The sequence below is a fragment of the Planococcus sp. MB-3u-03 genome, assembly GCF_002833405.1.
Lineage (GTDB): Bacteria > Bacillota > Bacilli > Bacillales_A > Planococcaceae > Planococcus.
Map to the genome: position 1 here is coordinate 2,215,303 of NZ_CP025135.1, position 12,066 is coordinate 2,227,368.

Below are 12,066 nucleotides of genomic sequence, written 5' to 3' on the forward strand. Positions count from 1 at the left end.
ACCAAAGATGCAGGGATAGCCCTACATCTTTTTCAATCAGTTAAATGCCTGCTGCAGCTGCCCAAGTATATCTTCAATGCCTTCGATTCCGGCGGAAAGCCTGACGACGCGCTCAGTTACACCGATCCGCGCTTTTTCTTCTGCGGATAATGCACGGTGAGACGTGCCGAATGGATAAGAGACGGTCGTTTCGACACCAGCCAAAGTCGGAACGATCTTGATCCAGCCGAGTGAAGAAAAGAAGGCTGAGACGTCGGCAGTTTCAGGAAGTTCAAATGAAACAATCGCGCCTTTCCCCGGATACCACACCCGTGCCTTGTCTTGCAGGAAGTCGGCAATCGCCTGTGCATTGGCGTTTTGCTTTTCCATACGAAGCGCCAATGTTTTGATGCCGCGTATCGTTAGCCATGCTTCAAAAGGACTTAGGTTCATGCCGAGATTCACGACACGTTTTGTGGCTTCTTCGATTAAAGCGGGATCGCCTACCAATACGCCTGATGTGACATCACTATGCCCGCCAAGGTACTTGGTGGCGCTATGTACGACCAAATCCACGCCTTGTGTATAAGGTGTAAACGTATAAGGCGTCGCGAATGTATTATCAATCATCACTTTAACGCCGTATTGATTTTTCAATTGGACGAGCCCTTCGATGTCTTCGATTCGCAAAAATGGATTGGTAATCGATTCGCTCACCATCAATTTCACTTCAGGGAAATCGACCAACATCTGCTCAATCGTGCCGGTTTCCGAGAAATCAGCGAAATGGACCGTAATGCCAAGCCTTCTCAATTCTTCCTTCAGCAAATGGAAAGTGCCTCCGTATACATCCTCTGCGGCGAGGATATGGTCTCCCGCTTCTGCGACGGACAGGATACCCGCGAGTATCGCGGACATGCCCGAAGACGCAGCAACGCCTTTTGGGGCACCTTCTAGCTGTGCGACTGTCTGGCCGAGTGCATCCGTGTTCGGGTTAGCTGTCCGCGTGTAGAGATAAGTTCCGTTTCCTTCATAATAGCCCTCCAACTCTTCTAAAGAAGAGAAGGAAAAAGCCGATGTTTGGTAGATTGGCATGACTTTCGGGCGGATTGTCCGCTCTTCCATTCCCGCTGTGTGTACAGATTTTGTATCGATTGATGTCATTATGATTCCTCCTCATTGATTTCTTCGATAAATCCATTCATCATTTCTTCATCCATCGGGCCGACAATTTTATGCAAGATACGGCCTTCTCTGTCTATGATATAGGAAGTCGGAATGGAAAACGCTTGGTAGAGCGCGCCAATATCTCCATCCACATCCATCGGAATCGGAAAGCTCAAGCCGAACTCTTCAACAAAATTTTCGATTTCCGTCATGCCGCGGTCTTCTGTCGTCAAATTGACAGCTACCACTTCGACATCTTTATCCTGTTGGTTCTCATAGAAAGTTTGCATATGCGGCATTTCTGCTCGGCAAGGCGGGCACCATGTCGCCCAAAAATTAAGGATGACCGCTTTGCCCCGGTAATCCGACAAGCGCATTTCCTCGCCTTTCAAAGTCGTCAATTCGAAGTCGGGAGCGAGTTCGCCTTTTGCCAGCCCTTCATCAGTCGGCAAAAAATCGACAGTGCTGCCAAGGGCCATTTTATTCAGTGCGCGGTCTTCTTTTTGGCTATCTAAGACAGCCCATACCGCTAGAATGATGACCAAAATGGCTACTATCAGAAGCCCGATCACTTTTTTCGACATTCTTTTCACTCCATTCCGTTACCATCATACGATAAACGAACTGTCCGTAGCCAGTAAATTCGCCGGAATTGTTCCGCAACAAATTGTGTCCATAAAAAAACCGCCAAGCCACTTTCCGAAACTTCACCAGTCGTGAAGCGGAAAGAATGGCCTTGGCGGCTTTTGATTAATAAGAAAGATAATTGGCTGGGTTCACAGCGTTGCTACGCGAACCATTCCAAGATCCCACGTGGATTTCAAAATGTAAGTGTGGCCCTGTCGAACGTCCGGTATTGCCCATTCCGCCGATAAACTGGCGTTGGTCGACTTTTTGGCCGACCGATACGCCAATCGAACTTAAGTGTGCATATGCTGTCGCATATGGTTGCCCGTTAATCGAATGGTTGATGATGATGACATTCCCGTAACCGCCCATTGACCCTGCAAATGATACATATCCAGCAGCTGAAGCAACAACCGGCGTACCTGGGCTATTGGCGATATCGTAGCCAAGATGCGTCTCCGCGCCGTCTCCGATATCACGTCCGCCAAATCCTGATGTATGGCGCCCTGATGCCGGCATCACGAAGTTTGCTGATGGCTTGACGACAGGAGCCGGTGCCGGTGCTGGCGTTGGTGCCGGAGTTGCTGCTGGTGCCGGGCTTGCAGTGCTGGCACTTGCTGATGAAGATTTAGTTGCTGCTTTTTCGGCTGCTGCTTTTTCAGCTGCCGCTTTTTCGGCTGCTGCCCGTTCAGCTGCTGCTTTCTCTGCTGCTGCACGCTCAGCTGCGGCCTTTTCTGCAGCGGCTTTTTCAGCTGCCGCTTTGCGTTCCGCTTCTGCAATACGCGTGCGTTCAGCTTCTTCTTGCTGAGCCAATTTCGCCATGCGGGATTGCTGCCCCATAATCTGCTTCTCGACTGCAGCGCTGACTTCAAGTGCTTCTTCATGCTGTGCTTCCAAATTGTTTTTCTCTGAAGCTAAACGTTTCTGTTCTGCTTCCATTTGGTTTTTCAAGCCAGCTTGTTCTTTTTTCTGGCTATCTAATGATGCTTTCAATGAAACCAGTTCAGCGCGGCGTTCTTCTTGATTGGCAAGAATCGTTTCAACCGCTTCTTTTTTTGCAGCCAATTCTTTTTTGTCGGCTGCTTGTTCACGCATGATTTCGCGGTCAGCTTCGATCAAGGTGTTGACTGCTGAAAAACGGTCGATAAAATCGATAAAGCTATTAGCGCCCAATAGAACATCTATGTATTCGACAGATCCGCCACTCATCTGGATGGCGCGAGCACGTTCTTTCAATAATTCAGTACGCTCGTCGATTTTACGCTCGAGCTCTTTGATCGCTTCTTTCAATTCATCGATTTCATCTTTGGTTTGATCGATTTCGGCTTGTACAGTATCGATCTTAGACTGTGTTTCCTGCATTTTCTTGTCCAATTGCTGGATTTCCGAAACGATGCGGTCGAGCTTTGAAGACGTTTCTTGGATCTCGACTTGTTTCTTTTGGATGCCCGAGCTTAAATCTTCTTCTTTTTCTTCCAGCTCTTTACGTTCTTTTTCCAATTTTTGCTGTTCTTTTTGCACTTGCTGTTGCTCCTGTTCCAATTCATCGAGCTTGCTGCTGTTTGCGTGTGCACTAGGCATCAGCAAAGACAGTGCGAGAATTGATGAAACACCGGACAACATCCATTTAGACTTCGAATTCAAGTTCGTTTTCCCCTTTGGATTTACGTTCTTTTCTATGTCTGTATTTTATTTCCTAATTTATGTAAGCTTTAGGCCTATGGTTAGCATGCGACCATAGGCCTTTGATTGATTATACACGTAAAAACTTGCGAATGGACATAAAACTTCCCAAATCCCGATAAAGACACCCATCGCCAAGATCAACGCGCTCACTTGGTAGATGAAAGGTGAAAACTCAAGTAGTTGGAACAGTTCTCCGCTGAGCCGGGGTTGTACGATTCCGTAATCTTCTGGTATAGCAGCACGACCAGGCCGATCGGTATGATGGAACCGAGGATCCCAAGCCACATGCCTTCTAGAATGAATGGAACGCGGACAAACCAATTGGTCGCCCTGACGAGTTTCATGATCTCGATTTCGGTGCGGCGCGCCACGATTGTGATGCGGATCGTATTCGAAATCAAGAACATCGCTGTAAACAATAATGCCAAAATGAGGACCAGGCCAACATTGCGCCCTGCGTTAAGGAAATTGAAAGTTTCTCAATTTTACCTTCCCATATATTCTACGTCTTCGATATATTCAAGTGCAGCAATTTCTTTGCTACTGTTTCTGTCTGTTGAGGTTCTGTCGCTTTTACATAGAATACATCAAACAATGGATTGCTTTGCTCGAATAAACTGAGTTCTTCGCCAAAGTCGAGCACAAGATCCGTCAACTCTTCTTCTTTCGTTGAAAAGTCGGCTGATTCAACGCCATTAAGATCTGATATTTCTTCTTCGAGCTCTGCAACGTCTTCTTCCTCTGCATCGAGCGAGACAAAGACTTTGATTTCAACATCATTTTCCAAATCATCCGCGACTTTGTTCAGGTTCATCATAATCATGACGAATACACCGACTAGCAGCAAAGTAACGGTAACGGCGCTGACAGATGCAAATGTCATCCAGCCATTCCGGCCGAGGCTCTTCAGGCTTTCTTTGATGTGACGGCCAAATGTTCTAATCTTCATAGCCGTAATCACCTCCGGCTGCGTCGCGCACAATCAGCCCGCCTTCGATGGCAATGACGCGATGTCTTAACTTGTTGACGATTTCCCGGTTATGGGTCGCCATGATGATGGTCGTCCCTGTCGAGTTGATCTGTTCAAAAAGGTTCATGATATCCCACGATGTATCCGGGTCAAGGTTTCCTGTCGGTTCATCGGCAATCATCACTTTCGGTGTGTTGACGATCGAACGGGCGATGGATACACGTTGCTGCTCACCACCGGACAATTCACGGGGGAACATTTTCGCTTTGTGCTTCAGCCCGACCATGTCGAGGACTTCCATGACGCGCTCTTTGATGATTTGTGGTTTTTCCTCGATGACTTCGAGTGCAAACGCAACATTTTCATAAACGTTCAAGCGGGGCAATAGTTTGAAATCCTGGAACACTACGCCGATGTCACGGCGAAGAAAAGGAACTTTCCGGTTCTTCAATTTTGCGATATCTTTTCCATCGACAAGCATTTGCCCTGAAGATGGACGCTCTTCACGGTACATCATTTTGATGAACGTAGATTTACCAGCTCCGCTCGGGCCGACGATATATACAAATTCGCCCTGGGCAATTTCAACATTCAATCCGTTGAGTGCCACAATGCCGTTCGGATATTTTTTATAGACATTCTTCATTTGTATCATTAATAAACCACCTATAATCATTCGGCATTGCGCCAAATTTTATTTCCCAAGTACATAGCAAATTTTGCAGCACGGTTATTATAACACTCCTAAACCCCTTTTTTGTTACAGTTACATTTCAATTCGGACTCAGTCTCGATACAAAGAATTATCTGAAATTTTAATAATACAAGGTCTTAGTTCATCATTAATTCCCTTATTTTTACCATATTTCTATATAAATGCCTTGTTTTATGGCAAAAAAAATAAACCGGGCAAAATGCCGGTTTATTGTTGGCTTGCTAGATATTCTGCTACAGCCTGTGCTTCTTCGCCTTCGATGATATTCGGAGGCATAGAACCTTGACCATTTTCAATGACTGACAGGATTTCTTCTTGTGACAAGCGCGATCCTACATCATTCAATGCCGGGAAGTTGCCCTGGCCTTCTAAGTTTTCACCGTGGCATGAAATACAGTTTTGTTGAATGACTGCTTCTGCATCCACTGTTGTTGTTTCAGTTTCTGTATCGCCGCCTGTATCAGCTGGTTCTTCAGGAGATGTTTCTTCCCCGCCGCCGCATGCACCAAGCACAAGAACAGAACCGAACAATACGGTCATCAATTGCTTTTTCATGGAAATCCTCCTCTTCGTCTTGCTTTTTTTACCTTCTATAGGAGTATACCAAATTTAAGCACGTTTGAAACCTTCCCCAAGAACTTCGGAAGCATCGGAAACAATTACGAAGGCTTGCGGGTCGATTAATTTAACCAATTGTTTCAGCCTTGTAAATTCTGTCTGAGGAATCACGACCATCAAAATCGGCTTTTCATTTCCGGAGTAGCCGCCCGTCGCTGTTAATTCCGTAACGCCTCGATCGACTTCTTCGTAAATGGCATCCCGAATTTCCACTTGCTTGTTCGTAATGATGTATACCATCTTCGAACGGCTGAATCCGACCTGCACCAAATCGATGGTTTTGGTCGTTAGATACAACCCGATCAATGCATACAATCCTTTTTCGATATCAAAAACGATGGCAGCAGCCAACACGATCATGCCGTCGATGATCGCAACGCTTGTCCCGAGAGTGAGGCCGGTGTATTTGGTGATGATCTGGGCTGCAAGGTCGGTTCCGCCAGTCGATGCTTTTCCGCGGAACACGATTCCTAGCCCGAGACCGACCATGATGCCGCCAAACAGCGAGCCGAGCAGCGGATCTCTCGTCCAAGCTTCCCAATCTTCAGTCATGAACACGACGAGCGGCAGAAATACCGTGCCGACCGCCGTCTTGATGCCGAAATTTTTCCCGAGCAAAATGACGCCCGAGATGAACAGCGGAATATTGAATGCCCATTGGACGAATGCCGGCTTCCATTCGAACAAGCCGAATAGAATCGTACTAATGCCGCTGACTCCGCCCGACGCCACTTCGTTCGGCAATAGGAACACATTGAATGAAATGGCGACGATCGCCGCTCCTGCCAGGACGGAGATATAATCCATCACGCTCGTCAAAACCGGATGTGGATCTTTTGATTTTCGTATATTTCGTTTGCTCATAAGCTGTTATTCCTCTTCCTTCTATATTCACTTGAACCCTGTCAGAGTATAGCAGACCCCCCGTTTTTTGTGAACTTCATCTGGATAAAGCAATAACCATTCCACAACGGAACAAACTTTTGCTTCAATCGGCCAAAATTTCACATTTTGCTGCGCTGGTTCCTTTATTGAAGATTTTTTAGTACTTTCGATAATGGATAAATGCCAATGCTCTGAATGGCGAGCGACAGCAAAATCACCGCAAATGCCAGGGAAATCAGCACCTGGTCTTGCCCAGAAGCCGTTTCTTCGAGCCATAGCAACAGTGCGACGGACATGGCGCCTTTGATTCCTGACCAAGCAGTTAAGGTAATCGTCGAAAAATCATTATTGAATTCATGCCGCCATTTAGGAACTCCGTAAATGAACAGCGCGATGACGAGGAAGCGGACGATGATGGCCAATAGGAAAATGACGATTGCAAACCACCAGCCTGAAAAAGCCAGATACTCTGCACCGCGTATGCCGATCAGCAAAAACAGCACCGCCAATAAAATCGGGGTGACGATATCCCAGAAACCGTCCAGTGACTGAGGGAGTGTGTCTTCCTTGATATCCTTGCCCATTTCATAAGCGACGAATATTCCGGCTGCCACTGTCGCAAGCACGCCCGATACCCCGATGGCTTCACCGATATAAAAAGCGCCATAAGCTCCGATGACGCTCAGCATGACATGATATTTTTTATCCTGGGTGAAACGGATCGTCTTGCTCATCAACCAGCCGATAGCGATTCCGAGCATAACTCCGCCTAGCGAAACAAGCAGCAATTCCGAAACGAATTTGCCTACTGAAAAGCCGTTTCCGGTTTGATACATCGTCAAAAAAATCGTGAAAAAGACAATGCTCGTCCCGTCGTTGATCATCGACTCCCCTTCGACCACATCTGCAATCTGTTCTGCACCGCTGCTTTCTTTTAAAATGGCAGTCACCGATACCGGATCAGTCGGCGTCAGAATAGCCGCCAGCAGAAAAGCCGCCGTGAGAGACAGGCTAGTAAACATCCCTCCTGCGAAATAAATGGACAAGCCAAGCAATATGACAGTGAGAATAAGACCAATCGTGCTCAAACTGACTATGATGCCGATGTTTTGCTTTAACTGCTTCAAAGGAAATTGATAAGCCGAGGTAAACAACATCGCCGGCAAGAAAACATTGAAGATGATGTCTTTTGAAATATTGAATTCATCGAAATACGGAATAAATGAAAGTCCCAAACCAATCACCACCAGCACGACCGGTACCGGGAAAAAATTCTTTTTGATATCGATCGTATAGACGATATAGCCGATGATCAGCAAGACTAATAATTGATGCGTCATCATATCCAACAGCTCCTTGGCAATTTAAACTCTCTCTTCTTCTATTGCCGTTTTGGAATCGAAAAAACCCCCGAAGCCGCCACTCTTTTGAGTAGTTGCTATCGGGGGTGTTTGTTTTTTGAAAACTAATAGAGTTTTTAGCTTATTGCATTTTCGAACGCAGCATGGCGTGGATGAATCCATCCAGATCGCCATCCATGACGGCCTGGAGATTTCCTGTCTCGTAGTTCGTCCGGTGGTCCTTAACCATGGAATACGGGTGGAAAACATAAGAACGGATTTGGCTACCCCAGCCGATTTCTTTTTGTTCGCCGCGGATTTCCAGCAATTCCTTTTCCTGCTCTTCGATCTTCAATGCATAGAGTTTCGCTTTCAGCATTTGCATCGCTTTTTCGCGGTTTTTGATCTGTGAACGCTCCTGTTGGCACGTCACCACGGCACCGGTCGGCAAGTGGGTGATCCGGACAGCAGAGTCTGTCGTATTGATGTGCTGTCCACCCGCGCCGCTTGCACGGTAGGTATCGACTTTCAGATCTTCGGTGCGGATATCGATTTCGATTTCGCCCGTAAATTCCGGCATCACTTCACACGACACAAACGATGTGTGGCGGCGACCTGAGGAATCGAAAGGCGAAATACGGACCAAGCGATGGACGCCTTTTTCAGCTTTCAAATAGCCGTAAGCATTATGGCCTTTGATGCCGAGTGTCACCGATTTGACGCCGGCTTCGTCTCCCGCCAGATAATCCAAAGTCTCCACTTTGAATCCGCGTTTCTCAGCCCAGCGCGTATACATACGCAAGAGCATCGAACACCAATCCTGGGATTCCGTTCCGCCAGCACCTGGATGCAATTCCAATATGGCATTGTTTTTATCGTATTCTTCACTTAATAGAAGCTCCAACTCGAAAGCGTTCAAGTCTTTAAGAAACTGCTTCAGCTCCCCGCTCACTTCTTCATGAAGCTCCTCATCCGGCTCTTCGCGTAAAAGTTCGAGTGTCATTTCCATATTCTCTTGATCTTCTTCGAACTTGCGGTAACGATTGACTGTATCTTTTAATGCATTCACTTCGGAAATGACCACTTGCGCTTCTTCTTGGTTATTCCAGAAATTTGGGTCGATCATTCTCTCATCCAATTCCTGTATACGTGCCTCTTTGTTTTCTAAGTCAAAGAGACCCCCTGAAGTCCGCCAGTTTTTCGGCTGTTTTGTCGAGCTCGTTGCGAATATCCGCTAATTCCATCATATAAAGTTCCTCCTCATAATAATGCCGAAGAGCTTTTGCTCTTCGGCCATAAACACTTGTTTACGAAGCTGCTCCGTGGCAGTTCTTGAATTTCTTGCCGCTACCGCATGGGCACAGGTCATTGCGACCGACTTCCATTTCCCGGCGGGCCGGCTCTTTCTTCTTGCGTGGTGCTTCGCCCCCTTCTTTCGGGTTGACGGCTTGCCCTTTCGCCACTTCTTCGCGTTCGAGATTGTTCTTGATTTCCGCTTTCATGGCGTATTTCGCCACGTCGTCTTCAATCGCCTCGATCATCGCTTCGAACATAGCAAAGCCTTCGTTCTGGTATTCGCGAAGCGGGTCATTCTGGCCGTATGCACGCAAGTGAATCCCTTGTCTCAATTGGTCCATCGCATCGATATGGTCGATCCATTTCGTATCGATCGAACGCAACAGGACGACTTTCTCGAATTCACGCATGCGGTCAGGCGTCATTTCAACTTCTTTTTCATCATAATGCGCTGTTACCTTGCTGCGCACAAATTCGATGATCTGGTCTTGCGTTTTGCCTTCCAGATCTTGTTCAGTGATCGTATCTTCCGGCAGGAGATTAGCAGAAATCACTTCCGTCAACGACTTCAAGTGCCACTCTTCCGGCTTCTCTGCTGTTGTATAGCTTGCGACCATGCGGCCGATCGAGCTGTCGATCATATTGTCGACAAGTTCGCGCATATTATCGGTCTCGAGCACTTCCATACGCTCTTTATAGATGATTTCACGTTGTTCACGCAACACATCATCATATTGCAAAAGGCGTTTCCGTGCATCGAAGTTATTGCCTTCCACCCGCTTTTGGGCAGATTCGACAGAACGCGTCACCATGCGTGATTGCAGCGGCTGGGAATCGTCCATCCCCAGTTTGCCCATCATATTGCGCATGGAATCCGAACCGAAGCGGCGCATCAGATCATCTTCAAGCGAAAGATAGAATTGCGTCACGCCGGGATCTCCCTGGCGTCCGGAACGCCCGCGCAACTGGTTATCGATGCGGCGGGATTCGTGGCGTTCGGTACCGATGACCGCGAGTCCGCCTGCTTCGATGACGCCTTCACCCAATTTGATGTCCGTTCCGCGACCCGCCATATTCGTGGCAATCGTCACAGCGCCTTTTTGGCCGGCATCCAGGATGATTTCAGCTTCGTGTGCGTGGTTCTTCGCGTTCAAGACCGAATGCTTAATGCCTTTTTTGGTCAAATACGCGGAAATGATTTCGGACGTTTCAATCGCTACGGTACCGACAAGGACCGGCTGGCCATTTTTATGGCGCTCGATAATGTCTTCGGAAACCGCTTTGTACTTGCCTTCGGTTGTCGCATAGATCAAATCGACACGGTCATCACGGATGATCGGCTTGTTCGTCGGAATGGAGATGACGTTCATATTGTAGATATTGCGGAACTCTTCTTCTTCCGTTTTCGCTGTACCGGTCATACCTGACAATTTCTCATATTTACGGAAATAGTTCTGGAACGTGATCGTCGCCATCGTCATCGATTCGTTCTGGACTTCGAGGCCTTCCTTAGCTTCAATCGCCTGGTGAAGCCCGTCCGAATAGCGGCGGCCTTTCATAAGGCGGCCGGTGAATTGGTCGACAATGACCACTTCGCCGTCCTGCACGACATAGTCCACATCTTTTTGCATCGTGACATGTGCTTTTAGCGATTGGTTGATCGCATGATTCAAGCGCACATGGGTTAAATCGAACAAGTTGTCGACGCTGAAAGCTTTCTCGACTTTCTCAATGCCTTCTTCAGTCAGCACGACACTTTTCGTCGTTTCATCATAAGCGTAATCTGAGTCTTTTTGCAGCAGTCTACCGAACGCATTCGCCTGCATGTAAAGTTGTGCAGACTTTGCCGCCTGGCCTGAAATGATCAAAGGCGTCCGTGCTTCATCGATCAAGATTGAATCGACCTCATCGATCACGGCAAAATGAAGCGGGCGCTGGACCATGTCTTCTTTATAAAGCACCATATTATCGCGCAAATAATCGAAGCCAAGCTCGTTGTTCGTGCTATAGGTAATGTCCGCCTGGTAAGCTTCGCGTTTTTGTTCTTTCGTCAGACTGTTGACGTTGAGTCCAACTGTCAGGCCGAGCCAGTTATACAATTGGCCCATTTCTTCCGCATCGCGGCTCGCCAAGTATTCGTTGACGGTCACGACATGGACGCCTTTTTTCGTGATGGCATTCAAATAGACGGCCATCGTCGAAGTCAAAGTTTTACCTTCACCGGTTTTCATCTCGGAAATATTCCCTTGATGAAGCGATGCGGCCCCCATGATCTGGACGCGGAATGGATACATTCCAAGTACACGCTTCGATGCCTCGCGCACTGTCGCAAATGCCTCAGGCAGCATGTCGTCGAGTGACTCGCCTTGTTCGAAGCGCGAGGTCAATTCGGCTGTTTTTGCTTTTAGGGCTTCGTCTGTCTTGGCCGTATACTCATCGGCCAGTGCTTCCACCTGGTCTGACACTTTTTCCAATCGTTTTAAATCCCGTTTGTTCGGGTCAAATACTTTATTCAATACTCCAAGCATGTTTAACCGCTCCCTGCATGGCGATTCCGGCTGAAGACAGCATAGAAACCGCTATTGCTCATATTTTCATTCTTTGGGTTTATCTTAATCATATGCAGCATTTTCAAAAAAAATCTCACCATTCATTTTAACACTGCACTATAAAGCGTGCAAACAATGCATTTTCCGCCAATTCACAAAATCATGCTAAAAACAACCGATATTTGATACAGCTCCATGCAAGTAGAGATTCTGGAAGCGTATACGTAAATCATT

9 protein-coding genes and 1 pseudogene are annotated in these 12,066 nt (G+C 47.3%); all 10 read right to left on the reverse strand.

The genetic code is table 11. The features are described 5' to 3' along the window. Window positions 1-36: 36 nt before the first annotated feature. The 10 genes and pseudogenes from CW734_RS12395 to secA all read right to left on the reverse strand — a co-directional run bounded on the left by CW734_RS12395 (window position 37) and on the right by secA (window position 11,811). Window positions 37-1,143, reverse strand: coding sequence for a trans-sulfuration enzyme family protein (locus tag CW734_RS12395; RefSeq protein ID WP_101190687.1), 1,107 nt, complete (start codon window positions 1,141-1,143; stop codon window positions 37-39). After that, window positions 1,143-1,730, reverse strand: a complete 588-nt coding sequence (locus tag CW734_RS12400; RefSeq protein WP_101190688.1) for a redoxin domain-containing protein — start codon at window positions 1,728-1,730, stop codon at window positions 1,143-1,145. The genes CW734_RS12395 and CW734_RS12400 overlap by 1 nt, the downstream gene beginning before the upstream one ends. 166 nt (window positions 1,731-1,896) lie before the next feature. Then, window positions 1,897-3,417 (reverse strand): murein hydrolase activator EnvC family protein, encoded by a 1,521-nt coding sequence (locus tag CW734_RS12405; protein WP_101190689.1) that lies wholly within the window; start codon window positions 3,415-3,417, stop codon window positions 1,897-1,899. 109 nt (window positions 3,418-3,526) lie between these two features. Beyond that, a pseudogene (gene ftsX / locus CW734_RS12410) lies at window positions 3,527-4,408 on the reverse strand (permease-like cell division protein FtsX). Then, window positions 4,398-5,084, reverse strand: a complete 687-nt coding sequence (gene ftsE / locus CW734_RS12415) for a cell division ATP-binding protein FtsE (protein ID WP_101190690.1) — start codon at window positions 5,082-5,084, stop codon at window positions 4,398-4,400. Before ftsE ends, ftsX begins: the two are co-directional and overlap by 11 nt. A 267-nt stretch (window positions 5,085-5,351) precedes the next feature. After that, entirely contained in the window at window positions 5,352-5,699 is a 348-nt protein-coding gene (cccB, locus tag CW734_RS12420) for a cytochrome c551 (protein ID WP_101190691.1), read from the reverse strand. 54 nt (window positions 5,700-5,753) lie between these two features. Further along, on the reverse strand, window positions 5,754-6,569 hold the full coding sequence (locus CW734_RS12425) for a YitT family protein (RefSeq protein WP_374703189.1): 816 nt from the start codon (window positions 6,567-6,569) through the stop codon (window positions 5,754-5,756). Between the two features lie 221 nt (window positions 6,570-6,790). After that, a complete protein-coding gene (locus tag CW734_RS12430) occupies window positions 6,791-7,990 on the reverse strand; it encodes a cation:proton antiporter (RefSeq protein WP_101190693.1) in 1,200 nt (399 codons plus the stop codon). Window positions 7,991-8,129: 139 nt separating this feature from the next. Beyond that, a protein-coding gene (gene prfB, locus CW734_RS12435; protein ID WP_101192190.1) for a peptide chain release factor 2 occupies window positions 8,130-9,231 on the reverse strand; the annotation gives its coding sequence in 2 pieces (ribosomal slippage) (window positions 8,130-9,158 and window positions 9,160-9,231; 1,101 coding nt in all). A gap of 63 nt (window positions 9,232-9,294) precedes the next feature. Then, on the reverse strand, window positions 9,295-11,811 hold the full coding sequence (gene secA, locus CW734_RS12440; RefSeq protein WP_101190694.1) for a preprotein translocase subunit SecA: 2,517 nt from the start codon (window positions 11,809-11,811) through the stop codon (window positions 9,295-9,297). Between the last annotated feature and the right edge of the window lie 255 nt (window positions 11,812-12,066).